This is a genomic window from Rathayibacter sp. AY1F9, from assembly GCF_002932155.1.
GTDB lineage: Bacteria > Actinomycetota > Actinomycetes > Actinomycetales > Microbacteriaceae > Rathayibacter.
Genome location: NZ_PSVA01000005.1, coordinates 136,025 through 159,897 on the forward strand (window position 1 = coordinate 136,025; position 23,873 = coordinate 159,897).

Consider the following 23,873-nt stretch of genomic DNA (forward strand, 5'->3'; position numbering starts at 1 on the left):
CGCCCGTCACTCCTGCGCGGCCGCCGCGAGGGCACGGTCGAGCCAGTCCGCGAGCAGCAGGCGCTCCGCGGGCGTGAGGCCGGCGAGCTCCGGTGCGAGGGCCCGGACGCCGACGAGGGCGGTGAGCCGCCCGCCGTCGCCGGGGGAGGGCGGGTCGGTGAGGATCCCCGCGAGCACGCTGTCGAGCGCGGCGTCGGCGAGACCGGGGTCGCGGTCGGCGGCGGGGGTGGAGAGCAGGGTGGTGACCACGCCGGTGCCCGCCGCCTGGATGAGGCCGACGGCGCGCTCCTCCGGCACGCGGAGGCGGCCCTCGGCGGCCACTCGCTGCACGCGCGCGGCGAGGACCCGCCGCCCGGAGAGGGCGGCCGGCGATCCGGAGGCGCGGCCCGGATCGCTGAGGAGGCGGAAGAGCGCGGGGTTGGCCAGGCCGAACTCCACCTGCGCGGCCCAGCCCGAGCGCAGGTCCTCGACCGGGTCGACGCCCCCGGCGACGGCCGCTTCGACCGTCCGCGCCTTGGAGTCGACCCAGGTGGCCAGCACGTGCTCCGCGACCGCCTCGAGCAGGCCGTCCTTGTCGCCGAAGAGGCGGTAGATCGCCGGGGCCTGCAGCCCGGCCGCCTGGGCGACCGCTCGCGTGGTGACGGCGGCGGGGCCCTCATCGCGGAGGAGGCCGGCGGCCGCCTCGACGATGCGCAGGCGCGTGTCGGTCGGAGGAGTGGGGCTGGTCACGTATCGACGGTAGCGCACTGTTGCTATCAAGGGAATTCCGTGGTTATCTTCCTCGTGGTATCGCTGATACCCCTCATCGGAAGGCTCTCCCCATGATCATCGTGACCGGTGCCACCGGCGCTCTGAACGGCGCCACCGTCGACCACCTCCTCGACTCCGTCCCCGCCTCCGGGATCGCCGTCGTCGCCCGCGACGCCTCGAAGGCCGCCCGCTTCGCGGAGCGCGGAGTGGAGGTGCGCGTCGGCGACTACGCCGACCCCGCCTCCCTCCCGGCCGCCTTCGACGGAGCGGATCAGCTGCTCCTCGTCTCCTCGAGCGACCCGCGGGCCGACGCCGTCGCCCTGCACCGCACCGCCGTCGAGGCGGCCGTCGCGGCCGGAGTCGGACGGGTCCTCTACACGAGCCACCAGGGCGCCGCCGCCGACACCCCCTTCGGCCCGGGCCGGGACCACGCGGCGACCGAGCGCCTGCTCGCCGAGTCCGGACTCGCCTGGACGTCGCTCCGCAACGGCTTCTACGCGCACAGCCTGGGTCTGTTCCTCGGACCGTGGCGGGAGACCGGCGTGATCGAGGTCCCCTCGGACGGTCGCGTCTCGTGGACGGCCCGCGAGGACGAGTCGGAGGCGGCCGCCCGGCTTCTCCTCTCGGGGAGCCCGCAGGACGGGCCGATCATGCTGACCGCGGCCGAGGCTCCGACGTTCGAGGAGATCGCCGGGATCGCGGCCGAGGTCGGCGGGCGGCCCGTCGAGCTGCGCGTCCTCGGCGATGACGAGTGGGTCGCCGCGCGCGTCGCGGCGGGTCAGCCCGAGTTCCTCGTGCGCTTCACCCTCGGGATGCACCGGGCGGCCGAGCGCGGCTTCTTCGCGGGCACCGGCCCCGAGCTCGGGCGCCTCCTCGGACGCGAGCCGCGCAGCGTCCGCGACCTGCTCGAAGCCGGACCGGCAGCCGTCACCGGATGACGCCGGGCGGGCCGCCCCGGGCCCGCCCGCGTGACGAGGCGCCGCGCCGTCCGTCGAAGCGCGGCCGAGGCGGCGGCGTCTCGGCGTCAGGGCGGTTTCCCGGCTCCCCCCGCACGACGACGGGAGCCCGCCGCACCGGTGAGGTGCGACGGGCTCCCGAGGAGTGCCGTGCGTCAGCCGCAGCTGCGCGCGCTGTAGGGCGCGGTGGCCGTGGCCGTGACGGTCTTGCCGCCGACCGTGGCCGTGCCGGTGACCGTCGCCTCGCCCGCGGCGAGCTGCGTCGAGCGCACCGTGAACGCGGCGGAGCCGGAGGCGCCCGGCTTCACGCCGGCGATCGTCTTCACGCCCTCCGGGGTGCTGATCGAGACGTCCATCGGCACCGTGTCTCCGTTCTTGCCGACGACCGTCAGCACGACCTTGCCGGCGACGCAGCGCGACGTGGCGGTCGCGCTCACCTTCAGCGAGGACTGCACGGTGACCGTGACCTGCACCGGCATGCGCGACGCGTCCTGCGCGACGCCCGAGACCGTGAAGGTCCCGGCCGTGGCGTAGGCGGCGGGCGCGACGGCGTCCCAGGCCACGTCGACCGTGCTGGTGGTGCCGGCGGCGGTCGTGATCGTGGCGCGGGGCAGGACCGGCGCGGCGCCGACCGTGGTCGTCGCGGTCAGCGGAGCGACCGAGGCGACGGCCAGGCCGGGGGCGTAGCCCTCGAGCACCTTCTGGTACTCGGAGCGCGTCACCGGGATGACCGTGCCGTGGCGCGGCTTGCCGCCGTCGGCGTTCTGCGGCAGGCCCGTGCGGAGCTTCGCTCCGAGCGGCTGCCAGGAGTCGCCGTTCGCGAGGTCGTCGGTGCCGAACGGGATGTAGTGGTTCGGCCCGTCGTGGTAGTTCGGCTGGTCGATGAAGAGGAACCAGTCGAGGCCGTTCACGTCGCCCTCGTTGGCGGGGAAGACGTTGGGGCCCTCACCGCTGGTGAAGGTCTTGCCGGGCTCGCCGTTGGGCAGGCCCGAGGCCACCTTCTCCTTGACCAGCGACCACTCGTCCGCCGGTCCGCCGGTGCCGGGCAGCGAGCCCGAGACGGTGGCCAGCAGGTCGGTGCTCTTCTCCTCGCGGAGGGTCATCGACGCCTCGTCCTTGGTGAAGCGGTAGTAGGTGTCGCCGTCCTTCGCGACCGTCGAGTCGATGGTGCCCTTGCCGGCGCCGCGCTTGACGTCGATCCACGGCTTCGCCTCCGAGAAGGAGGTGAAGTCCTCGGTCGTCGCGTACATCATCTGGTTGTAGGTGACGGAGGCGCGATCGGCCGTGTTCGTGGTCGGGTACATGTTCGAGGCCCAGAAGACGACGTAGGTCTGGAGCTCGTCGTCCCAGTACGCCTCGGGGGCCCAGGTGTTGCCGGCGAAGTCGGTGGAGACCTTGACGTGGCGCTGGGCGGACCAGTTCACCAGGTCGGTCGACTCCCAGACCTCGATGTACTTCGAGCCCGACTTCTGCGCGGTGTCGAAGCCGCCGGGGAGCCCGTCGATCTTCAGGTCGGTGGCGAGCATGAAGAACTTGTCGCCCTCGTGCGAGCGGATGATGAACGGGTCGCGCAGGCCCATCGTCCCCAGGTTCGAGGTGAAGACCGGCTTGCCGCCGTTCAGCGTGTTCCAGCTCAGCGCGTCGTTGCCCTTCGAGGCGGCGAGGCTGATGCGCTCGGCGCCGTCGCCCTCTCCGGTGAAGAACGCCCAGACGTACGCCTCGGTGTCGTCGGTGCCGGCGGGGAGCGGCTGCACCCGGAGGGTGAAGTCGCGGGTCCGGGTGGTGGATCCGCTGGTCGCGGTCGCGCGGACGACCACGTCGATCGCGGGGCTCCCGGTCGCGGGGCGGTCGACGTCGATGGTGCGGGTGCCGGCGGCGCTGCCGTCGCGGACGGTCGCTCCGCTCGGGCTGACGACGCTCCAGGCGATGCTCGAGCCGAGCGTGCCGGTGGTGGGCACCGAGACGTTCGTCCGGATGTCGCCGACGTTCGGGATGGCGATCGCGGCGAGGTCGCGCTGGACCTTCGTCGCGTCGTCCAGCTGCGCGGCGACGCGCACCGCGTAGTCGACCGAGCGGGTCTCGGTGCCGACCCTGTAGGTGGCGGTGAGGGTGGCGGTGGCGTCCGGCTGCCCCGCGGCGGGGCGCGTGACGGTCGCGGTGCCGCCGGTGATGGCCACGGCCGCGCTGTTCGACGTCCAGGTGATGCCGACGCCGCTGGCGGTGGTGGGCACCGTGAAGCCGGCGGTCGCCTCCGTGGGCACCGTGACCGACGCGACGGCGCGGTCGAGGGCCTGCGAGGAGTAGAGCGCCTGCACGGAGCTGCTGCTGAGGGCGCTGTCGTAGACGGCGAAGTCGTCCATCTCGCCGTTCCAGCCCGGGTCGTTGTAGGTCGAGCGCGCGATGTACGCGACGAGCGACGGGCCGAACGAGGAGACGTCGCGGGCGATCGTGCTCTGCGAGATCTGCGCGCCGTTGACGTACACGGTGAGCTTGCCGGTCGAGCCGTCGATGACGGTCGTGTAGAGCGAGAGGCCCGAGGGGGTGCGCGCGCCGACGGTCGGGGTGCCCGTCGCTCCGGCTCCGACCTCGGTGTTGTAGGGAGCGCCCGCGTTGACCGAGTTGGTGACGACCGACTTCGTGTAGCCGGAGAGGTTGCTCGGGTTGAGCAGCCAGTAGCCGGAGGAGAACGAGGCGCCGGAGGCGACGGGCGCTCCGACGAACGCGGCGGCGACGTTGCCGGTCCCGCCCTTGTGGGCGAGCCAGGTCGAGAAGGTCAGGTCCTTCTTGCCGACGAGGCCGGCGGTGGGGATCTCGAGGTAGGGGGCGGCCGCGGCGGATCCGCCGGGGAGGCTGATGAGCCCGTTGCGGAACTGGGCCCCGGAGCCGCGCAGCGTCGCGCTGTAGCCGTTGCCGCTGGTGTCGGCGACCGTGGTGCCGGTGGGGGCGGTGTCGAACGTGTAGTGGAGGAGCGGGGTCTCGGTGGCTCCGAAGGCGGAGCTGGGGACCGTGGCGCCGAGCAGCGCCGTGGCGGCGACGGTCGCGACCGCCAGAGCGGTCCTCACCGCCGATCGTGATCGTCTCATGCAGATAGGCCCTCGTGATCGGATGCGGCGTCGAGGCACGATCCGCAGGGCCGCGGAGGTGTGCGTCTTCGCACGGTATGTGAACGTGAACATCCTAAATCGCGGTGCCGGATCCTGACCAGTCCCCGGGAGAGGTCTGCGGGCTCCTGCAGAACGCACGCCGAGAGCGCGGTCCCTCGCCCGCCGACGCAGAGGCCCTCCTCTCCGCCGACGTTCTGCCGGAGCCGGCCGGGTGGCACGATGTCCGCATGGCCTCCGACCGCCCCGTCCTGCTCGTCGTCGACGTCGCCGACGGCGGCCGCGAGGACCCCGAGTTCGAGATCGAGCTCCAGCTGCTGACCGCGAGCGTCGTCTCGGCCGCCACCGCCGCGGGCTTCGTGGTCGACCGCGTCCCTGCCGAGCAGGCCGGCGCCGCCGAGCTCGAGCGCCGGCTCGCCGCCGCCGACGCCGTCGTGGTCACCGGAGGGGAGGACGTCGACCCGTCCCTCTACGGCGGCCGACCCGACGACCCGCACCGCGGCCAGTCCTTCCCCGCCGCCGACCGCGCGCAGATCGCGCTCGTCCGCCGGGCCGTCGAGACGCGGACCCCGCTGGTCGGGATCTGCCGCGGGATGCAGCTGGTCAACGTCGCCCTCGGCGGCGACCTCGTGCAGCACCTGCCCGGCGCCGGCCACGTGGGCCGGTCGGTCCCCGGCGAGCACCTGTCGGGGATGGTCGACCACCGCGTGGCGCTCGAGCCGGGCAGCGCCCTCGCCGGCATCCTCGGCGCCGCGGAGCTCGACGTCCGCAGCTCCCACCACCAGGCCGTCGACCGTCCCGGCGAGGGCCTCGTCGTGGTCGGCCGCGCCGACGACGGCACCGTCGAGGCCCTCGAGCACGAGTCCGCGCCGCTCTGGTGCGTGCAGTGGCACCCGGAGGACGCGGGCTCGCGAGGCACCGTGCTCACGGACCTGCTCGAGGCGGCGCTCGCCGCGACCGCTACTTGATCGACCCGCGCATCACTCCGCTGACCACCCAGCGCTGCGCGAAGAGGTACACGATCAGCAGCGGCGCCATCGCCATCAGGTAGGACGCGAAGGCGACGGTGTAGTTCGTGTTGAACTGCCCCTGGAAGACGTACTCGGCCAGCGGCAGGGTGCGGGCGGACGGGTCCGAGAGCACCACGAGCGGCAGGATGAAGTCGTTCCACGCCCACACGCAGGTCAGGATCCCGACGGTCGCGTTCATCGGGCCGAGCAGCGGGAAGATCACCTGCCAGTAGGTCCGCCAGGTCGAGGCGCCGTCGGTGCGCGCCGCCTCCTCGAGCTCGATGGGGATCGAGCGGATGAAGGCCGTGTAGATGAACGTGTTGATCGAGAGCCCGAACACGGCGTAGAGCAGGATCAGCCCGGCCTGGTTGTCCAGGCCCAGCAGGGCCGTCTCCTTCACCACCGGCAGCATGATGATCGGGAACGGCACGAAGACCGCGGCGAGCAGGTAGAAGTAGACGCCCTTGAAGAACGGCCTGTGCATGTTCCGGGCGACCGCGTAGGCGACCATCGAGTTCGAGAACAGCGTCAGCACGACGGCTCCGACCGTGATCAGCGCGGTGTTCACGAAGGCCTGCGGGAAGCGGGTCGCCGTCCACGCCTCGGCGAAGTTGCCCCACGAGATCGAGGTCGGCAGCTCGAACCCGGTGCCGCCGAGCTGGTCGGGCGTCTTCAGCGCGGTCACGACGGCGAAGTAGAGCGGCAGGAGGATCGTCAGCGAGCAGACCGCGATGAGCGCGGTCGCCCACCAGTTGATCCGGTAGGTGTCGCGGGAGGGCCGGCGCCGCCCCTCGGGCTCGCCGAGGGCGATGGCGGTCGTGGGGGTGATGGTCGATGTCATCAGAACGACGCCTCTCTGCGGCTGAGGACTCGGAACTGGATCAGCGAGACCACGATGATGATGAGGAAGTAGAGGACGGCGTTGGCCGTCTGATAGGCGTACTCGCCGCCCTGGAAGCCGCCGCGGTAGATCAGCAGCGTGATCGACTCCGTCGAGGTGCCGGGACCGCCGTTGGTGAGGGCGATGATGTGGTCGAACACCTGGAGGAAGTTCTTCATCGAGATGACCATGTTGATCGTGAAGAAGGAGGCGATCAGCGGGAACGTGATCGAGGTGAACTGCCGCCACCTCCCCGCTCCGTCGAGCGAGGTCGCCTCGTAGAGCTCGCCCGGGATCGTCTGGAGTCCGGCGAGGTAGATGATGATCGAGAAGGCCGAGGCCTGCCAGACCGCCAGCACCACGATCGCCACCCACGCCCAGTCGGCGTTCGCGAGGATGTTCTCGCCGATCACCGGGATCGCGCCGAGGATCTGCGGCAGCGAGTTCGCGAAGAGGTACTGGAACACGTAGCCGATGACCAGGGTCGAGAGCACGTAGGGGATGAAGTAGATCCCGCGGAACGCCGTCTGGAACTTGATCCGCGCGTTGAGGGCGACGGCGATGGCGAGCGAGATCACGTTCACCAGCACGGTCGCCACGATCGCGAAGCCGAAGGTGAACCCGTAGGCCTTCCAGACACGGTCGTCCTGGAGGAGCGCGAGGTAGTTCGAGGCGCCGATCAGGTCCCACGAGCCGTAGCCCGCGTAGTCCGTGAAGCTGAAGAAGATTCCGGTGAGGACCGGGACCGTGTGGAGCACGAAGAAGAGCAGGACGGCGGGGACCGTCATCCAGTAGAAGGTCTTCGAGGTGCGGCCGATGGTGCGCTTGCGGCGCGCGGGCGGCGGAGGAGTGGTCGCCACCGCCTGCGCGGCGGCCGTCGTGGTCGTGGTCATGGGGTCACTTCCTGGTCGTGCGTGCCGCGACTTTGCGCCACTCACTGTCGAGGGTCCGGAGCGCCGCGTCGGCGTCCCCGCTGGCGAGGAACGCCTGGAGCGTGGGGTTGAGCGGGATGCTCGCGGGGATCTGGTGGTCGACGAAGCCGATCAGCCGTCCCTGCTCGAAGTAGGGCTGCAGCTCGGCCAGCGTGGGGTCCGAGTTGGGTGCGGCGCCGACCAGCGGTGAGAAGGCGGCCTGGCTCGCGACGTAGGGCTCGACGACTCCGGGGGTCAGCAGGAAGTCGACGAAGCGGCGGGCCGCGTCGAGCTTCGGAGTGCCGCGGCCGATGGCGACGGCCACGTCGACGCCCGAGGTGACCCGCGTGTCCGCCGGGTCGTCGAGCACCGGGTAGGGGAAGACGCCGAGGTCGATGTCCGGGTTGTTCGTGCGCACCGGGTTGATCGCCCAGATGCCCTGCGGGTACATGGCCGCCTCACCCGCGGCGAAGGCCTGGTTGCCGTCGTCGTAGCCGCGGCCGAACGAGCCCTCCTGCGTGTACGAGAAGAGCTGCCCGAGCCGCTCCATCGTCGTCGCGTAGTCCTTCGAGAACGAGACGGGGGAGTCGGGGCCGAGCGCCGCTCCCTCCTCGCGCATCGCGTCGAAGAAGCCGTCCGGCTGCAGCTGCCCACCGAGCGCGTTGAAGGCGGGGGCGCCGGTCCAGTTGTCGAGCAGGGCGCCGTAGAAGGGAGTGATCCCGGCGGCGGTGAGCGTCTCGCAGACGGCGATCAGCTCGTCCCAGGTGGTCGGCACCTCGATCCCGTTCTCGGCGAAGATCGTGCGGTTGTAGAGGATCCCGTCCGCGTTGTTCGCGAAGGCGAGCGCGTTCACCTCCTTCCCCTCGAAGCTGCCGAGGGCGGCGAGGATGTCGAGGGCCGCCGGGTTCACCCGCTCGACCAGCTCGTCGCCGGTGAAGTCGTGGAACACGCCGGCCTTCGCGAGGTCGGCGTAGTAGCCGCTGCCGTTCAGGGTCAGCACGTCCGGCACCTTGTCCTTGACGAGCAGAGTGCGGATGGCCGTGTCGGGGTCGGGCACGTTGTTGGCGATGACCCGGATGTCCGGGTTGGCCGCCTCGAACTCGCGGATGATCCGCGCGAAGTCCTCCACCGCCTCCGCCTTGAACTGGAAGAAGTCGAGCGTGGTCACTCCGTCGCCGGCGCCGGAGGAGGCGCAGGAGGCGAGGGCGGCGGCGGACGCCGCGGCGAGCGGCACCGAGAGGAACAGCCGCCGGGAGAACCCGGGGGGATGCGGATGAGCGGACATGCGGCGCCTCCTTGCGCGTGGGGACAGGTCTCAGGGCGCGCTCGACCGCGGAGGGCGGTGCGAGAGCAGGTGCGGCGGCGGGGGAGCGGGTCGGCTCCGGAGCCGGGAGGGCGGGTCAGAGGGCGGTGAGCACGAGCACGACGAGCTGCTCCGGATCGAGGACGGGGGCCTGGAGCCCGACGGTGCCCAGCACGCGGCCGCGGAGCGCGGTCCCGTGCTCGGCCCAGCCGAGCGGCGACTGCCCGGGGCCGCCGAGCGGCGACGTGACCGGGGCGAGCGCCACGGAGTAGGTGCGCTCCGGGTCCAGGCCCGGGAGCGTGATCCGGCCGGGCGGGTAGGTCTCGCCGGTGCGGAGCTGGGCGAAGGTGAAGAGGGCGGCGGAGCGGTCGGCGGCGACGACTCCGGAGAGCGAGGCGGCGTCGTCGGCGAGGTCGGCGCGCACGACCGTCCCGGTGTGCAGCAGCGCCCGGTGCTCGCGGTGGAAGGCGACCCAGGCGGTCAGCTCCTCCTCGACGGCGGGGGCGAGATCCGAGACGTCCCACTCGATGCCGAGGTGGCCGGGCAGCGCGGTGCCGGCGCGGAAGGCGAGCGAGTGGGTGCGCTGCGTCGAGTGCGACCGCGGCCCTCCGATGTGCTGCCCCATCAGCTCGGGCGGCACCACCAGCTGGGTGAAGGGCTGGATGGTCTGCCGCTCGAGCGGGTCGATGCAGTCGCTCGTCCAGATGCGATCGGTGCGGGCGAGGATCCCGAGGTCGACGCGGGCGCCCCCGGAGGCGCACGACTCGATCTCGACGCCGGGATGCCGGGAGCGCAGCTCGTCGAGCAGGCGGTAGAGCGCGAGCACGTTCTCGTGGACGGCGGAGCGGCCGGTGGCGGGCGAGACCGCCTCGATCACGTCGCGGTTGTGGTCCCACTTGAGGTACGCGATCGGGTACTCGGTCAGCAGCACGTCGAGGGCGCCGAGCACGTGCTCGAACGCGCCGCGCTGCGAGAGGTCGAGCACCTGCTGCTGCCGCCCCGAGGCCGGGAGGTGGCCGGCCGGGCCGAGGATCCACTCCGGGTGCGCGCGGGCCAGGTCGGAGTCGGGGCTGATCATCTCGGGCTCCACCCAGAGTCCGAACTGCATGCCCAGGCCGGTGACGACGTCCGTCAGCGGGGTGAGGCCCTCCGGCCAGACCGCGGGATCGACGGTCCAGTCGCCGAGCGCGGCGGTGTCGTCGCGGCGGCCGAGGAACCAGCCGTCGTCGAGCACGAAGCGCTCGACCCCGATCCGCGCGGCCCGCTCGGCGAGGGCGGTGAGGCGAGCGAGGTCGTGGTCGAAGTAGACGGCCTCCCAGGTGTTGAGGGTGACGGGCCGCGGAGCGACGGGGTGCTGCGGGCGGGCGCGGAGCGACGCGTGGAACCGGGCCTGCAGAGCGCTGAGCCCGTCGCCCCAGGAGCCGTAGGCGACCGGGGTCTCGTAGCTCTCGCCCTGCGCGAGCTCGATCTCGGCGGGCCGCAGCAGCTCGCCGGCCGCGAGGAGCGAGACGCCCTCGACGGTGCGCTCGGCGCGGAGCGAGCTGTCGCCGCTCCAGCCGAGGTGGACGCCGTGCACGAGCCCGCGCTCCCAGCCGAAGCCGGGCGTGCCCACGGCGAGGAGGAGGGTCGCGTCAGCGCCGGGGCGGCCGCGGCGGGTGCGGCGGGTGTGCTCGCCGATGGTCAGCGGGCGGCGCTGGGGGTGGCGCTCGCGGAGGTGGTGCCCGGTGGTGTCGAGGATCTCGCGCGCGGTCGCGGGGAGCGGGAAGCCGAGCTCGAAGCGCTCGAGGCGGAACGGGCGGGCGTCGAGGTTCTCGACCCGGGCGCGCTGGGTGAGCAGGCCGGCCGCGTCGACCTCGAGGTCCACGGTCAGGCGCACGCCCGCGCCGGTGGCGACGGTCCGGAGGGCGGAGCCGAGCGCCTCGATGCTCTCGACCTCGAACCGCTCCGACGCGGCCGCGCGCTCGTGGGTGCCCTCGAAGGTGGGGGCGTGCTGCCAGCCGTCGGCCTCGACGGCGACCAGGCCGAACGGTGCGAAGGCGTCGAGTCCGCCCGAGACGCGCTGGGGGAGGGCGGCGTCGGCGAGGGCGGATAGTTCGGCGGCGGAAAGATCTCCGAGTGCGGCGCCCCAGTGCACGATCGTGGGGAAGGTGACGAGGCGGGCGTCGACGATGACGCTGGTGCCCCCGTCCTGCAGGTGGAAGAGGCGCGATTCCCGGCCGGAGAGGGTCACGGAGTCGTTCGTGGGGGCGATGCTGCGGTGCATGGCTTATTTCTAGAGCAGAAGTAATAGGGGTGTCAAGAGCGGCGCGAGTGGCCGGATCCGTTCCTGGTGCGGCGCAGTGCCGGTAGCTTTCTACCAGGCCGGAAAGAAGGAGCCCCGTGACCGACACCATCGTCGCCGAGGACGCCTCCGGGAGCTCCTCCGAGCTCCTGGCGCGCGAGGTCCTGATCCACGGTCCCGTCTCGCGGGCCGAGCTCGGCCGCCGCCTCGGCCTCTCGCCCGCCAGCCTGACCCGGCTCGCGCGCCCGTTCCTCGACGGCGGCCTGGTCGTCGAGGGCCCCGAGCAGAGCACCGGAGTCGGCCGCCCCGCCCGGCCGCTCGACATCCGCGCCGACGCGCTGAGCTTCGCGGGCGTGAAGATCACCGGCACCGAGGTCCTCGCCGTCCGCACCGACCTGCGCGCGCGCACCGAGCGGGAGCTGGTCCGCCCGCTGCCGGGCACGGAGCCCGCCGACGTGATCGCCGCGATCGTCTCGGTCGTCGACGAGCTCGGCGGCCCCTCCGCCTTCGCCGGTCTGGGCGTGACGCTCGGCGGGAGCATCGCCGCCGACGGCCGGGTGAGCCGCGCGCCGTTCCTCGGCTGGCGCGACGTCGACCTCGCCGCTCCGCTCTCCGCTGCCCTCGGGCTGCCGGTCGCCCTCGAGAACGACGTGGTCGCGCTCACGGGAGCCGAGCACTGGTTCGGGCGAGGCCGCGGCATCCCGCACTTCGCGGTGCTCACCGTCGGCGCGGGCGTGGGCTACGGACTGGTGGTGCACGACCGGGTGGTCGCGCCCCCGGAGGCGGGGCTCGGCCTGGGCGGCCACTACCCGCTGGATCCCACCGGGCCCGTCTGCGAGGCCGGCCACCGCGGCTGCTCGACCGCGATGCTCAGCCTGCCCTCGCTCCTCCGCCAGCTCTTCGTCGCCACCGGCCGCGAGCTGACCCTGGCCGAGGGCTTCGCCGCCGCTCGCGCGGGCGACCCCGGTGCCGAGCGCATCCTCGCCGACTCCGCCCGCGCGCTCGGGACGATGATCGCCGCGATCGGCAACCTCTCGATGTCCGGCACGGTGATCCTGGCCGGGGAGGGTGTCGCCCTCTACACGGAGCAGGCCGCGGTGGTGGACGCCGCGATCGCGGCCACGCGCGACCCGGACGCTCCGCCCCTGGCGCTGCTCGTCGACGACGGCGGGCTCGTGGAGTGGGCGCGCGGCGCGGCGGCCGTCGCGATCCAGCGGCTGCTGCCGCGGATCGCGCTCGGGACGCTGGGGTAGCGGGGCTCTGCGGCGCGCGGGCGCTCGGGGTGCCGGGCTGGCGCTCGGGGTGCCGGGCTCGCGGGTCCCCGCGCCCAGTGGGCCGTCGGCACGCTCGCCCGGCGGGTCTCAGCGCCGCGGAGGCTCGGGATGTCGGCCCGGCGGGTGTCCGCTCCGGGCGGGTACCGGGACGCCGGCCTCGCGGGCTAGACGCCGAGCGCCGAGCCGGGCAGGTCGCTCTGCAGGCCGTCGACGATCCGGCCGAACGCCGCGATCGCCTGGTCGTCGCCGAGACGGCCGGAGTCGACTCCTCCGGCGATGCGCAGGACCTCGGCCCGGCGCTCCGCCCGCTCCACCGCGTCGAGCCCGGAGGCCCCGATCGCTGCGGATGCGCGCACTCGCGCGACGATCGTGCCGACGTGCCATCTGCCGCGTGCCATCTGTCTCCTCCTGAAATCCCCGCCTCTCTTCGGAGCGGGCGCACACCCGGATGGGTGCGCGTCCCCGCGTCCTCACCCCTGTCGCTCCGGCGATGCGTCACGAACGGTCGTCATCCGCCCGCCGTGGCGACCGTTCGTGACGCATCGATCGAGCTGGGGAGGCGGAGCGCCCGCTCGCGGAGAGGGGGCCGGGGCGCCAGACTGACGGCGAGCGGAGGGAGGCACGATGCGACGCCTCCGCGCCCTCGCCGCCGCGCTGCTCCTCCTGCCCGCCCTCGCGGCCTGCGCGCCGGGAGGCGCGACAGGCGCCCCGAGCGGCACCGAGGCCGCCGTGGCTCCGACCACCGCCACCCCGGCTCAGGCCACCCCCGACCCGGCCCGCTCCTCCGCCGCGGCCGCCCCGGCTCCCGGGGTCACCGTCTCCGTCCAGCAGAAACGCTCCGACATCGCCGGCGGCACCATGGCCTTCGAGGTCCACAACGGCAGCGGCGCCCCGATCGAGGTCACCGCGGCCCGCCTCGTGGACCCGCGCCTCGCCGTCCCGCTCACCTGGACCGGCGGCACGGGCGTCCCCGACGGGACCTCGCGCGACCTCCGCGTCGACGTGCCCGAGCCCGCCTGCCCGGTCGCGGAGGCGCCCACTGCGCTCGAGGTCGTCCTCGCCATCGACGGCCACGGCGAGCACGCGTACCCCGCCGACGACCCGTTCTCGTTCGTCGACGCTCTCGCCCGGTCCGGATGCTTCGCCCGCACCGTCGACGCCGACCTCGCCCTGCGGATCGACACGTCCGGAGGCGCCGCGCACGAGCCGGCGCGCCTCACCATCACCGCCGACGTCCGCGGCGCCCCGATCGTGCTCCGCAGCGTCGACGCCACGATCCTCCTGCAGCCGCCCGACGCCGCCGACGCCTGGACCCTCGACCGCTCCGTGCCCGCCGGGACCCTCGACTCCGTGGTCCTGGACGCCGTCCCCACCCGCTGCGACACCCACGCGCTCGCCGAGGACAAGGTCGGCACCCGCCTGCCGATGACCGTCGAGACCGCGGGCCGGCAGGGCACCGTCGTCGTCGCCGCGACCCCCGAGCAGAAGGGCGAGCTCTACGCGTTCATCACCGCGTACTGCTCGTCCTGAGCAGGGGTGGCGGGGGGCCGGGGGTGCGGACGTCCCCGCAGACGCGCCTCGCCGTGCACCTCGGCCGTCGCTCGCCGCCGCTCGCTCGCATCGGCAGGTTGCGCCGTCGGCCGCGCCGAGTCCCGCCCGTCGTGGGACGAGCCCGGCCTACCCCGCCCGGCGGCTCGGCTCAGCCCGGCCCGCTCGACTCAGCTCAGCCCGGTTCAGCCAGCGCCCCGCTCCGCTGTGCGCGCCCCAGCCGCGCCTGCCCGCTTCACGCCGGCGCCGTGCTCAGCGCCTGCAGCCCCGTCACCCGCAGCAGGTCGAGCCGCGCCTCGTCCTCGCTGCCCGGCGCCACCGTGTAGACGACGATCCGCAGGTCGGTGCCCGGAGCCGTGAGCACGTCGCAGTCGATCGTGACCGGTCCGACGGGCGTCCGCGTCACCGTCTTCCGGCTCGCGCGGTGCTCGGCGATGCGCGCCTCCGCCCAGCGCCGCTCGAACTCGGGCGACTCCTCGCGCAGCCGGGCGACGAGGGCGGCGAGCGCCGGATCGCGCGGGTAGCGCCCGGTCGCTGCGCGCAGGTCGGCCGCGAGGTCGCTCGCGAAGTCCTCCTCGTGCTGCGCGTCGAACTCGGTGCCCGCGTGGCCCGAGGTGAAGTGCCGCCAGACGAGGTTCCGCTCCAGCCCGGTGAACACCGAGGGGTCGCCGTTGAGGGCGGCCCAGAGCGGGTTCCACAGCAGGATGTCGTGGGCCGCCGTGAACACCGCGAGCGGCACGTCGCCCAGGCGGTCGACGATCCGCTGCACGCCCGGGCTCACGTGCTGCGGCACGACGCCCGGCGAGGGGACGGCGGCGCCGGCGACCCGGTAGAGGTGGTCGCGCTCGCTGTCCGTGAGCCGGAGCGCCACCGCGAGAGAGCGGAGCATCGACGGCGACGGGTTCCGTGCGCGTCCCTGCTCGAGCCGCACGAGGTAGTCGACGCTCACGCCCGAGAGCGCCGCCAGCTCCTCGCGGCGCAGGCCCGTGGCGCGGCGGCCCGAGCCCGCGGGCAGGCCGACGTCGGCGGGACGGATGCGGTCGCGCCACGAGCGCAGCACCGTGGCGAACTCCTCCATGCCGCCCATCCTCCTCCGCCCGCCGTCGCCGAGCCAGGTACTGCCGGTCCCCCCGTCGAGCGCGGCCTGGTCGAGGCCCGACCACCCGCGCAGGATGGGCGCATGACCACGACACTCATCACCGGAGCGAACCGCTCCCTCGGCCTCGAGACCGCCCGCCGACTCCTCGAGGCGGGCCACACCGTCTACGCCGGCACGCGCGACACCGCCGACGGCGACGCCGCCCGCGCGCTCGGCGCCCACCCCGTCCGCCTCGACGTCACCGATCAGGCGAGCGTCGACTCCGCGATCGCCTCCCTGCCCGGGCTCGACGTGCTCGTCAACAACGCCGGAGTGCTGGGCACCTCGTTCGGCGTCGACGACCTCACCCCGGAGGCGATGGCGGGCGTCCTCGAGACGAACGTCGTCGGCATCGTCCGCGTCACACAGGCCGCGCTCCCGCTGCTGCAGGCCTCCGCGGCCCCGGTCGTCGTGAACGTGGCGTCCGGAGTCGGCTGGCCGCGCTGGCTGAGCACCGAGGGCCACGACGAGTTCCCCGTCACCGCGATCCCCTACGCGGCATCGAAGGCGGCGGTCGTCGCGCTCACCGTGCAGTACGCGAAGAACCTGCCGGCGATGCGGATCAACGCGAGCGACCCCGGCTACACCGCGACCGACTTCAACGGACACGGCGGGCACCAGACCGTCACCGAGGGCACGGACGCGACCGTCGCGCTCGCCCTGCTCGGCTCCGACGGGCCGACGGGCGAGTTCCACGACCGGCGCGGGCGCATCGAGTACTGAGCGGCGGGGAGGGCGGGCGCGACCGGCCGGACACCGGCCCGGACCCGGCAGGCGTCCACGTGCCCGTTCGAGGAGCCGCTGCCCCGAGCGCGGCGTGCGTCCACGTGCGCGTTCGAGCAGATCCCGCCCCGACCCTACGTGCGTCCGCGCACGCCCGAGACGCGGTGAGGTCCCCGAACCCGCCCTCGGCGCACCGGCCAGCACATGGTGATGAGGTGTCCTGTCTGCGCGGTCACCGGTCCTCGGTGCTGGGCTGTGAGTGACGGCCGGAGCCGGGACGCTGCCCACCGCGTGACAGAGGGCCGGATGAACCGCCGGCCCGACGGTGCGTGCTCGCTCCGGTGCGCCTACCGACTCACCGCGTCTCGTGTCAGCTCTGCAGCTCGACCCCCCAGTTCGTCCTCTGGACGTCGGCGTCGAGCCCGCGCAGCTCGCGCGCCACGGCGTCGGCCTGCTCGCGCAGCTCCCGCACCGGCAGCGCGGGCAGGCGGCGCAGCTCGCTCCGGAGCTGGCGGTAGCCGCGCTCGCCGGCGGCCGCGTCGGCCGCGCGGGTCAGGAGGCTGTGCCGGGCGCGCAGGGCCTCGCGCCGGGCGAGCGCCGCGGTCAGCACCTCTCCGGTGGGAGTGGTGGCCGTCGCGTTGGTGAGGTTGATCGCCGTGACCAGCCGCTCGAGCTCGCCCAGTGCGCGCGTGCAGTCGGCGAGCAGCTCGGCCGGGTCCTCGGTCGGCTCCTCTCCCTCCTGGTAGGAGGCGTTCGCGACGATCCGCGACTGGAGGGCCTCGATCCGCTTCTGCAGGTCGGCCCGCTCGAGGAGTGCTTCGGCGAGAGTCATGCGACCAGGCAAGCACACATCGACGGGACCCGCGCCCCTAGGCTGCGACCGTGCCGCTGCAGAACCATCCCGGAGACGTCGAGTTCCCCGTCCGACCCCGGCTGCGCTACGCGCGGGCGGCCGATGCGCACCGGCGCGGGCAGGGCGCCGGACGCCGCGCCCTCCTGGTGACGGCCTTCGCGGCTCCGGTGGGCCTGGTCGGCTTCGCATGGGGGCTCGCGCTCGGCGGCGGCGAGAGCGTCGTCGCGTTCACGGCGTTCGCGTTCGCTCTGGCCTTCGGGCTGCTCGCCGCCACGGTCGGCTTCCAGCAGTGGGATGCGCGCGCGCCGCGCCGCGAGCAGCTCGCCTACCTCGGCGCGGCCGACTCGCCGACCCCGTCCCTCCGCCAGCAGCAGCTGCTCGCGCTCGACGCGGTCAGCGACTTCTCGTTCGCCGGCTGGAACTCCTCCCTCGCGTTCCAGCCCTCCTGGGCCGAGCTCCCGGAGGAGCTGCGGCGCCGCTACGCCGACGGAGCGAAAGGAGCGCCCTGGCAGCAGCTGCCGCTGCATCCGCTCGTCGAGCACCGGGTCGCGCTCGACCGCGACTTCCGCATCGCCTCGGCCGACGACGTGGAGCTGCTGGTCGCCGACGTGCTCACCCGCGGGCCGCTCTCGACCCGCTTCGCCGAGGTCTCGGCCTCCGCCGACGCCGAGCGGATGCGCTCCCGGGTCGCCGCGCTCACGGGCGGCAGCGAGTTCCACCTCCTCGAGCTCGCCCAGGCGGTCGACGGGCGTCCGCCGCTGCTCCTGCTCGCGGGCGACGCCGAGCGCACGATCGGCGCGATCCGCTACGCCTACGTCGCCGGCTACCTCCCGGCGGCGCGCGCCTGGGAGCTGCTGGCCGCGGTCGGCGACCGCGTCTTCGAGCGCTACTCCGGCTGGGACGCCTACTGGGCCGACGCGGCCCTCGCCATCGCCTTCCGCACCGACTCCCTCGGCGCGGTGCAGCACCACCATCGTCTGCGCGCGGAGCTCGCGGCCTCGGGGTGGCCGGCGGCGTCGGTGCCGTACCCGGGTTGACCGCGGCTGCGGAGACGGTGCCTCCGAGCCGGAGCGTCCGGACCGGAGGCGCGCAAACGAGGTGACCTCCGTCGCCGACCGTGCCCACCGACCCTGCGAGCGCTGCGCCCCCGGCGTCAGCCCAGCTTCGAGGCGGGCACCGTCTCGAGGTGGAGCAGGTCGCGGCGCAGGCGCTGCGAGCGGACGTAGCTGCTCAGCACGTGCTCGGGCGAGGGCGGGGAGTCGCTCCCGCCGAGGAGGGCGCGCGCGGTCGTGAGGCGTGCGCGGCGGATCTCGTCGAACACGGTGGTGCCGTTCCGCGCGAAGGTGCGCTGCAGCGTCCGCTTCGGGACGCCGAGGCGCTCGCAGATCTCCTGGACCGAGAGGCGGGGGTCGGTGGACATCGCGGCGATCAGGGCGAGGGCGCGCGTGTAGACGTCCTCGCTGCTCTCGCGCGGCAGCGAGGTCGCCAGCACAGCGCCCGCCAGCTGCTCGACGGCGGCCCGCACCAGGGGGAAGGCGGGGGAGTCGGCGTCGAGGGTGGAGCCGAAGGTCGCGTTGACGGTCGAGAGCAGGATTCCGCGGCTGGCCGCGTCGGCCTCGGTGACGACGGCGCCACGGTCGGCCGAGTCGACCAGGCCCAGCAGCGGGCGGTCGAGGGCGATCTCGGTGCGGGCGCTCGGGGTGTCGGTCACGATCGTGAACGGGGAGTCGCAGTGGAGGAAGGCGATGTCGCCCGGCGCGACGCGGACCTCGAGTGCCGCCGGATCGTCCGGCTGGATCACGATCGCGCCCTCGAGCGGGATGATCAGGCGGACGCCCGGGCCGATGGCGGAGGTGCGGTGCAGGCGGGCCGGCGAGTGCCAGATCCGGAGCACGTCGACGCCGTCGCTGCAGAGGGTGTCGGCCACGATGCGGAACGCACCGTTCGCGCGGACGTCGACGCCGCTCTGTGCCAGCCACGCGGCCGCCGCGGTGTCCCGGCGGGACACCCCGCGATCGACGATCGGTCGGCTGCCTTCTGCGATTCCCCTCACGGCGGAGTCCTTTCCTCTGGCGCGTCCTCCGTACGACGCGATCCCTCTACCCTGGCCGATCCGGGCCGGTGGTGAGAAGTCTTCATGCGATCGCGTCGTCGCTCACCTCCACCGCAAGGTGTCGGATCCCGCCATCGGGGGGCGGAACCTGACCTCCGGGGTGCGCCTCGGATCGACGTGGATCTCGAGCGCGGCGACGTCGGTGAACGGCCGGTCGTCGCTCGTGCGGCCCCGCAGCACGATGGAGTGGCGGAGCGTCCGGGGCGCCCTCAGCGGCGCGATCGTGTAGTGCGCGACGGCCACGAATCCCGCTCCCGGGGCGACCCGCTCGGGCCGGCCGACCACGGTGACCGGGGCCTCGTCGTAGTCGAGCTCGGCGCCCGAGCCGTCGGTGAAGGAGCCGCAGAACAGGGCGAGGTCCTGCAGGGCGGAGGTGCCGGAGTTGTGGAACTGCATCCAGAAGGTGATCACGGCGACGGAGCCGCACGCGGGCGCGAGCCGCACCGCGCTGCCGTCGAGGACGAGGTGCGGAGGCGCATCGAGCGTCGGAGCTCCGAGCATCAGCCGCGCCGCCTGACGCCCGCCGCCGGTGCGGCCACCGGTTCCGCTGCGCGTCCCGCCAGCTGCAGGAGGCCGCACGCGGCGACCACTCCGACGAGGGCGGCCGCCCAGCTCAGGTCCTGCTGGTCGAACTCCCGGAGGTGCGCCAGGACGCCCGTGAATCCGAGGATCCCCTGGGCCGCGGCGACGGTGGCGAAGGCGAGCAGCGCGGCCGTGGCGGCGACCGCGGCCGGGGCGGGCGGGTCGCCCTCCGAGTCCTGGGCGAAGCGGCGGACGGCGTGCGCGAGGGCGAGTGCGCAGAGGGCTGCGGCGACGAGGGCGGCCGCGGTGTAGGCCGGGCCGGCGGCCAGCAGGAGGAGGGCGCCGACGACGACCCGCAGGCAGGCCGGGAGGACGCCGGGAGCGCTGCATCCGCGCGCGCCCGGGCCTCCGCCGAGGGCCGCGGTGAGGGCGCGGGACTCCTCGAGGCGCCTCCGGACGCCATGAGGACCAGCGGCGCGGAGCAGGGCGGTCGCGCCCGAGGCGAGCAGCGCGACGCCGACGAGCAGGGGGAAGACGAGGGCGGCGGCGGGCAGGACGGGGGCGGCGTCGGCAGGGGTCATCGGGTCTCCTTCGGGGCGGGGACGGGGCGCGGCACCTCGATGATCCGTCCTCGCGGAGCGCCTCGGGAGGCCGGGCGCGAACGCTCACGAGGCAGGCGCGCCAGAACGTCAGAACGCGCCAGAGGACCGTGCCGTCGAGCCGTGCCAACGGCACCGCGGAACGTGCCACGCGCCTCCGCGTGCCCGCTGCGCGCCGTTTCGAGACGGCCTACGCTCACCGGATGGACGAGGTGCGGGACGCGTACGGCGCGCGGGCGGAGGAGTACGCGGCGCTGCTCGGATCGGTCGACGCGGGGCCCGCGGCCGATCGCGAGCTGATCGGGTCGTGGGCCGACGGGCTGGAGGGCACGGTCGCCGATGTGGGCTGCGGGCCCGGGCACTGGACGGAGTTCCTCCAGCGCCGCGGAGCCGCCGCTATCGGCGTCGACCCGGTGCCGGAGTTCGTCGCGCTGGCTCGAGCGCGGTTCCCGGACGTCCCGTTCCGGCTCGGCTCGGCGCTCGAGCTCGACGTCGACGGCCTCGGGGGCGTTCTCGCGTGGTACTCGCTCATCCACCTGCCGCCGGCGGAGCTGCCCGGCGCGGTCGCGGCGCTCGCCGCGCACCTCCGACCGGGCGGAAGCCTGCTGATCGGCTTCTTCGAAGGGCCGCGCACGGAGGCGTTCGCGCACGCCGTCGCACCGGCGTGGTTCCATCCGCTCGCCGAGATGCGCGCCCTCGCCGAGCAGGCCTGCCTCGAGGTGACCCACTCGCTCCGCCGCAGCGCCCCCGGCGTCCGCGACCACGGCGAGCTGATCGCTGTACTCCCGCGCTGACGCCGAGCTGATCGCCGGCCTCTGATCCGGACGCCGCCGACGCCGCGCTGGTTCCGCGCTGACGGCTCCCGCTCCCGCTGGTCACCGGCGGCCGGCGTCCCGGCCCACCGCATCCCCTCGAGACACCACCGCCCCGCCGAGGCGCCGCCGTCTCAGCAGTGCTGCGGCGGTCCCGGCGGTGTCTCGGCGGACGAGGGCCGCCGCGCCTAGAGGCGGTCGGCGCGCCACTCCGTGGGGATCTCCTCGCCGCGGCGGAACGCCTCCTCCTCGCGCTCGCGCAGCTCGACGCGGCGGATCTTGCCCGAGATCGTCTTGGGCAGGGGGTGGAACTCGAGGCGCCGCACCCGCTCGAAGGAGGACAGCAGCTCGCGGGTGTGGGCGAAGATCGCGCTCGCCGTCTCGGCGGTCGGCTCCCAGCCGTCGGCGAGGGTGACGTAGGCCTTCACCACGCTGTGGCGCACCTCGTCCGGAGCCGGGACCACTGCGGACTCGGCGACGGCGGGGTGCTGCAGCAGCACGCTCTCGACCTCGAACGGCGAGATCTTGAAGTCGGAGGACTTGAAGATGTCGTCGGTGCGGCCGACGAAGGTGATCGTGCCGTCGACTGCGCGGACCGCCACGTCGCCGGTGTGGAAGTAGCCGTCGGCGCGGGCGCGCTCGGTGCGGTCCTCGTCGCCGAGGTAGCCGGACATCAGGTTGACGGGCTCGACGGAGAGGTCGAGGCAGATCTCACCGGTGGAGGCGGGCTCGCCGGTCAGCGGATCGACGAGGGCGATGGCGACGCCGGGCAGCGCGCGGCCCATCGCTCCGGGGACCACGGGGGCGCCGGGCGGGTTCGCGATGATCGCGGTGGTCTCGGTCTGGCCGTAGCCGTCGCGGATGGTGAGTCCCCACTCCCGCTCGACGGTCGCGATGACCTCGGGGTTGAGCGGCTCGCCCGCCGAGAGGATCTCGGTCAGCGCGCGCGGCTTCGCTCCGAGCGCCGACTGGATCAGCATCCGCCACACGGTCGGCGGCGCGCAGAACGTGGTGACCTCGGCCCGGTCGAGCTGCTCGTGCAGTGCGGTGGGGGAGAAGCGGCTGTAGTTGTAGACGAACACCGTCGCCTCGGCGTTCCACGGCGCGAAGAAGCAGCTCCACGCGTGCTTGCCCCAGCCCGGCGAGCTGATCGCCATGTGCACATCGCCCGGCTGGACGCCGAGCCAGTACATCGTGCTGAGGTGCCCCACGGGGTACGACTCGTGCGTGTGCACGACCATCTTGGGCTTCGAGGTGGTGCCGGAGGTGAAGTAGATCAGGCACGGATCGGAGCTCTGGACGACCACGGTCGGGCTGATGCCGAAGGGCTCGAGCGAGTCGGCGTAGTCGAGCCAGCCCTCGACGGCGCCGCCGACCGCGATGCGGCCGAAGCCGCCCTCCATCTCGTCGAACTTGGCGGTCTCGGAGGCGTCCGCGATGACGTGCGCGACCTCGCCGCGCTCGAGGCGGTCGGCCAGGTCGGCGGGTGAGAGCAGGGTCGTCGTGGGGAGGATGACCGCGCCGAGCTTCATGATCGCGAGCATCGACTCCCACAGCTCGAGGCGGTTGCCGAGCATGAGCATCACGTGATCGCCCTGCTCGACGCCGACCGAGTGGAGCCAGGCGGCGACCTCGTCGGAGCGCCAGCGCATCCGGTCGAAGGAGTACTTCTCCTCGGAGCCGTCCTCCTCCACGATCCAGAGGGCGGGGCGCTCGTTGCCGATGGCGATCGCGTCGAACCAGTCCACCGCCCAGTTGAAGCGGGGCCCGACGTCCGGCCACTGGAAGGCCTCGTTCGCGGCGACCGCATCGGTGCGGTGCTGCAGGAGGGTGTCGCGGGCGGCGCGGAAGCTCCCGGTGGGGTTCATGCATGTCTCCGTAGCGGTCGAGGTCCGGCCGCTGGCGGGACCGACCCCCATTCTGCTCCCGCTGCGGTGCCGGGTGCTGCGTGGGGGAGGCCCGGTGGGGATGTCCGTCGGAGGGAGCACCTGTGGAGGAGCGGCCGAGTCCGTTTCACGAAGGACGCGGCGTCAGCGGGAGAGCGGAGGGCTCGCCCGCCGCAGCAGGCGCTCCCTCCGCTCCCTCCGCTCCCTCCGCTCCCTCCGCGGGACCTCAGTACTTGATGGACTGACCGCCGTCGATCGGGAGGACGGTCGCGTTCACGTACGAGGCGTCGTCCGAGAGGAGGAAGGCGACGACCGAGGCGATCTCGTCGGCCTCGCCGTAGCGCTTGGTCGGGTTGACCTGGATGAACTCCTCGGCCGCCTTGCGCGGGTTCTGCGGGTCGAGCTGCTTCATCGAGTTCTCGACCATCGGGGTCCAGATGGCCCCGGGCGCGATCGCGTTGATGCGGATGCCGAAGTCGCCGTACTCGATCGCGGAGTTGCGGGTGAGGCCGACGACGCCGTGCTTGGCGGCCGCGTAGCCGGACTGGTTGCCGATCGCGGTGATGCCGCCGACGCTCGCGGTGTTGACGACCATGCCCGAGCCCTGCTCGCGCATCACCTTCAGCACCTTCTCGAGGCCGAGGAACACGCCGCGGAGGTTGATCGCGACGACCTTGTCGAACTCGTCGGCCGTGAAGTTCTCGGTGAGGTTCTGGCGGCCCTCGATGCCGGCGTTGTTGAAGAAGCCGTCGATCCGGCCGAAGGCCTCGAGGGTGCGCGCGACATAGGCGTCCACGTCCGCCTCCTTCGACACGTCGGCGAGGACGGTGATCGACTCGGTGCCCTCGGGCAGGACGTCGACCGTGGCGGCGAGGCCCTGCTCGGAGATGTCGACGAGGGCGAGCTTCGCGCCCTCCTGGGCGAGGCGGACGGCTGCGGCGCGGCCCAGGCCGGATCCACCTCCGGTGATGAGGACGACGCGGTCGGTGAAGCGGGTGCTGGTGGTGGTCATGACGACTCCTGCTCGAAGAGGGATGGGCTCGGAGGCCGTGCGGTCGGCGAGTCCGTATCCATGCGTCTGCATGCAATTGACTCCACGATACGCCACAGGTGTCGGTTGAGTCTGAGTGCGCGGTCAGGGATGGAGTGATCCGGGCTGCGGGCGCCCGCAGCCCGGATCACTCCATCCCTGACCGCGCACTCAGACTCAACC

General features: G+C 73.5%; 21 protein-coding genes. 7 read left to right on the top strand and 14 right to left on the bottom strand.

Going from position 1 to position 23,873, the window contains the following annotated elements; all coding sequences use genetic code 11:
• Nucleotides 1–6: 6 nt before the first annotated feature.
• The gene (locus C5C37_RS05565; protein WP_104260519.1) at nt 7–729 is read right to left on the bottom strand and encodes a TetR/AcrR family transcriptional regulator; all 723 of its coding nucleotides are present in this window, start codon (nt 727–729) and stop codon (nt 7–9) included.
• A gap of 92 nt (nt 730–821) precedes the next feature.
• Between C5C37_RS05565 and C5C37_RS05570 the strand changes: the two genes are divergently transcribed.
• A complete protein-coding gene (locus C5C37_RS05570) occupies nt 822–1,688 on the top strand; it encodes an NAD(P)H-binding protein (protein WP_104338602.1) in 867 nt (288 codons plus the stop codon).
• Nucleotides 1,689–1,861: 173 nt separating this feature from the next.
• Here the strand turns inward: C5C37_RS05570 and C5C37_RS05575 are convergent, their stop codons facing one another.
• Entirely contained in the window at nt 1,862–4,768 is a 2,907-nt protein-coding gene (locus tag C5C37_RS05575) for an immunoglobulin-like domain-containing protein (protein ID WP_181065478.1), read from the bottom strand.
• 269 nt (nt 4,769–5,037) lie between these two features.
• Here C5C37_RS05575 and C5C37_RS05580 point away from each other — a divergent pair, with 269 nt between their 5' ends.
• Nucleotides 5,038–5,775 carry a gamma-glutamyl-gamma-aminobutyrate hydrolase family protein gene (locus C5C37_RS05580; RefSeq protein WP_104287996.1) on the top strand — a complete coding sequence of 246 codons (738 nt, stop codon included), beginning with the start codon at nt 5,038–5,040 and terminating at the stop codon, nt 5,773–5,775.
• On the opposite strand, the gene C5C37_RS05585 is transcribed toward C5C37_RS05580, so the two are convergent.
• The 4 genes from C5C37_RS05585 to C5C37_RS05600 form a co-directional block, all read right to left on the bottom strand.
• Nucleotides 5,768–6,658 carry a carbohydrate ABC transporter permease gene (locus C5C37_RS05585; protein WP_347877594.1) on the bottom strand — a complete coding sequence of 297 codons (891 nt, stop codon included), beginning with the start codon at nt 6,656–6,658 and terminating at the stop codon, nt 5,768–5,770. The two genes, C5C37_RS05580 and C5C37_RS05585, sit on opposite strands and share 8 nt — an antisense overlap.
• Nucleotides 6,658–7,590 carry a carbohydrate ABC transporter permease gene (locus tag C5C37_RS05590; protein WP_104225874.1) on the bottom strand — a complete coding sequence of 311 codons (933 nt, stop codon included), beginning with the start codon at nt 7,588–7,590 and terminating at the stop codon, nt 6,658–6,660. Before C5C37_RS05590 ends, C5C37_RS05585 begins: the two co-directional genes overlap by 1 nt.
• A gap of 4 nt (nt 7,591–7,594) precedes the next feature.
• Complete coding sequence (locus C5C37_RS05595) at nt 7,595–8,893, bottom strand: ABC transporter substrate-binding protein (protein ID WP_104257458.1); 1,299 nt, start codon at nt 8,891–8,893, stop codon at nt 7,595–7,597.
• Nucleotides 8,894–9,008: 115 nt separating this feature from the next.
• On the bottom strand, nt 9,009–11,174 hold the full coding sequence (locus C5C37_RS05600; protein ID WP_104338603.1) for an alpha-galactosidase: 2,166 nt from the start codon (nt 11,172–11,174) through the stop codon (nt 9,009–9,011).
• Between the two features lie 116 nt (nt 11,175–11,290).
• Between C5C37_RS05600 and C5C37_RS05605 the strand changes: the two genes are divergently transcribed.
• Complete coding sequence (locus tag C5C37_RS05605) at nt 11,291–12,445, top strand: ROK family transcriptional regulator (RefSeq protein WP_104227467.1); 1,155 nt, start codon at nt 11,291–11,293, stop codon at nt 12,443–12,445.
• A gap of 185 nt (nt 12,446–12,630) precedes the next feature.
• On the opposite strand, the gene C5C37_RS05610 is transcribed toward C5C37_RS05605, so the two are convergent.
• Complete coding sequence (locus C5C37_RS05610; protein ID WP_104232900.1) at nt 12,631–12,864, bottom strand: hypothetical protein; 234 nt, start codon at nt 12,862–12,864, stop codon at nt 12,631–12,633.
• A gap of 226 nt (nt 12,865–13,090) precedes the next feature.
• Here C5C37_RS05610 and C5C37_RS05615 point away from each other — a divergent pair, with 226 nt between their 5' ends.
• The gene (locus tag C5C37_RS05615) at nt 13,091–13,996 is read left to right on the top strand and encodes a hypothetical protein (protein ID WP_104338604.1); all 906 of its coding nucleotides are present in this window, start codon (nt 13,091–13,093) and stop codon (nt 13,994–13,996) included.
• A 253-nt stretch (nt 13,997–14,249) separates the two neighbouring features.
• Here C5C37_RS05615 and C5C37_RS05620 read toward each other — a convergent pair whose 3' ends face one another.
• A complete protein-coding gene (locus tag C5C37_RS05620) occupies nt 14,250–15,092 on the bottom strand; it encodes a helix-turn-helix transcriptional regulator (protein WP_104338605.1) in 843 nt (280 codons plus the stop codon).
• Nucleotides 15,093–15,194: 102 nt separating this feature from the next.
• Here C5C37_RS05620 and C5C37_RS05625 point away from each other — a divergent pair, with 102 nt between their 5' ends.
• Nucleotides 15,195–15,875, top strand: coding sequence for an SDR family NAD(P)-dependent oxidoreductase (locus C5C37_RS05625; RefSeq protein WP_104338606.1), 681 nt, complete (start codon nt 15,195–15,197; stop codon nt 15,873–15,875).
• A gap of 370 nt (nt 15,876–16,245) precedes the next feature.
• On the opposite strand, the gene C5C37_RS05630 is transcribed toward C5C37_RS05625, so the two are convergent.
• Nucleotides 16,246–16,707 (bottom strand): DIP1984 family protein, encoded by a 462-nt coding sequence (locus C5C37_RS05630; protein ID WP_104224023.1) that lies wholly within the window; start codon nt 16,705–16,707, stop codon nt 16,246–16,248.
• Between the two features lie 50 nt (nt 16,708–16,757).
• Between C5C37_RS05630 and C5C37_RS05635 the strand changes: the two genes are divergently transcribed.
• Nucleotides 16,758–17,765 (top strand): DUF1266 domain-containing protein, encoded by a 1,008-nt coding sequence (locus tag C5C37_RS05635; protein ID WP_104224022.1) that lies wholly within the window; start codon nt 16,758–16,760, stop codon nt 17,763–17,765.
• Nucleotides 17,766–17,881: 116 nt separating this feature from the next.
• Here C5C37_RS05635 and C5C37_RS05640 read toward each other — a convergent pair whose 3' ends face one another.
• The 3 genes from C5C37_RS05640 to C5C37_RS05650 all read right to left on the bottom strand — a co-directional run bounded on the left by C5C37_RS05640 (nt 17,882) and on the right by C5C37_RS05650 (nt 19,944).
• Nucleotides 17,882–18,736, bottom strand: coding sequence for a helix-turn-helix domain-containing protein (locus tag C5C37_RS05640; protein ID WP_146085188.1), 855 nt, complete (start codon nt 18,734–18,736; stop codon nt 17,882–17,884).
• Nucleotides 18,737–18,883: 147 nt separating this feature from the next.
• A complete protein-coding gene (locus C5C37_RS05645; RefSeq protein ID WP_104338608.1) occupies nt 18,884–19,342 on the bottom strand; it encodes a hypothetical protein in 459 nt (152 codons plus the stop codon).
• Complete coding sequence (locus C5C37_RS05650) at nt 19,342–19,944, bottom strand: hypothetical protein (protein ID WP_104338609.1); 603 nt, start codon at nt 19,942–19,944, stop codon at nt 19,342–19,344. Before C5C37_RS05650 ends, C5C37_RS05645 begins: the two co-directional genes overlap by 1 nt.
• A 221-nt stretch (nt 19,945–20,165) precedes the next feature.
• Here C5C37_RS05650 and C5C37_RS05655 point away from each other — a divergent pair, with 221 nt between their 5' ends.
• Nucleotides 20,166–20,756, top strand: coding sequence for a trans-aconitate 2-methyltransferase (locus C5C37_RS05655; protein ID WP_104338610.1), 591 nt, complete (start codon nt 20,166–20,168; stop codon nt 20,754–20,756).
• A 206-nt stretch (nt 20,757–20,962) separates the two neighbouring features.
• Here the strand turns inward: C5C37_RS05655 and C5C37_RS05660 are convergent, their stop codons facing one another.
• Nucleotides 20,963–22,642: an AMP-binding protein gene (locus C5C37_RS05660; RefSeq protein ID WP_104248164.1), complete on the bottom strand. Its 1,680-nt coding sequence runs from the start codon at nt 22,640–22,642 to the stop codon at nt 20,963–20,965.
• A gap of 244 nt (nt 22,643–22,886) precedes the next feature.
• Entirely contained in the window at nt 22,887–23,672 is a 786-nt protein-coding gene (locus tag C5C37_RS05665) for a glucose 1-dehydrogenase (RefSeq protein WP_258074050.1), read from the bottom strand.
• Between the last annotated feature and the right edge of the window lie 201 nt (nt 23,673–23,873).

Excerpts from the sequence above, each read along its gene's own strand:
- C5C37_RS05630 (WP_104224023.1), bottom strand. The coding sequence starts at position 16,707 with ATGACTCTCGCCGAAGCACTCCTCGAGCGGGCCGACCTGCAGAAGCGG.
- C5C37_RS05665 (WP_258074050.1), bottom strand. The coding sequence starts at position 23,672 with ATGACCACCACCAGCACCCGCTTCACCGACCGCGTCGTCCTCATCACC.
- C5C37_RS05650 (WP_104338609.1), bottom strand. The coding sequence starts at position 19,944 with ATGACCCCTGCCGACGCCGCCCCCGTCCTGCCCGCCGCCGCCCTCGTC.
- C5C37_RS05660 (WP_104248164.1), bottom strand. The coding sequence starts at position 22,642 with ATGAACCCCACCGGGAGCTTCCGCGCCGCCCGCGACACCCTCCTGCAG.
- C5C37_RS05615 (WP_104338604.1), top strand. The coding sequence starts at position 13,091 with ATGCGACGCCTCCGCGCCCTCGCCGCCGCGCTGCTCCTCCTGCCCGCC.
- C5C37_RS05580 (WP_104287996.1), top strand. The coding sequence starts at position 5,038 with ATGGCCTCCGACCGCCCCGTCCTGCTCGTCGTCGACGTCGCCGACGGC.
- C5C37_RS05585 (WP_347877594.1), bottom strand. The coding sequence starts at position 6,658 with ATGACATCGACCATCACCCCCACGACCGCCATCGCCCTCGGCGAGCCC.
- C5C37_RS05625 (WP_104338606.1), top strand. The coding sequence starts at position 15,195 with ATGACCACGACACTCATCACCGGAGCGAACCGCTCCCTCGGCCTCGAG.
- C5C37_RS05595 (WP_104257458.1), bottom strand. The coding sequence starts at position 8,893 with ATGTCCGCTCATCCGCATCCCCCCGGGTTCTCCCGGCGGCTGTTCCTC.
- C5C37_RS05620 (WP_104338605.1), bottom strand. The coding sequence starts at position 15,092 with ATGGAGGAGTTCGCCACGGTGCTGCGCTCGTGGCGCGACCGCATCCGT.
- C5C37_RS05590 (WP_104225874.1), bottom strand. The coding sequence starts at position 7,590 with ATGACCACGACCACGACGGCCGCCGCGCAGGCGGTGGCGACCACTCCT.
- C5C37_RS05645 (WP_104338608.1), bottom strand. The coding sequence starts at position 19,342 with ATGCTCGGAGCTCCGACGCTCGATGCGCCTCCGCACCTCGTCCTCGAC.
- C5C37_RS05600 (WP_104338603.1), bottom strand. The coding sequence starts at position 11,174 with ATGCACCGCAGCATCGCCCCCACGAACGACTCCGTGACCCTCTCCGGC.
- C5C37_RS05610 (WP_104232900.1), bottom strand. The coding sequence starts at position 12,864 with ATGGCACGCGGCAGATGGCACGTCGGCACGATCGTCGCGCGAGTGCGC.
- C5C37_RS05570 (WP_104338602.1), top strand. The coding sequence starts at position 822 with ATGATCATCGTGACCGGTGCCACCGGCGCTCTGAACGGCGCCACCGTC.
- C5C37_RS05655 (WP_104338610.1), top strand. The coding sequence starts at position 20,166 with ATGGACGAGGTGCGGGACGCGTACGGCGCGCGGGCGGAGGAGTACGCG.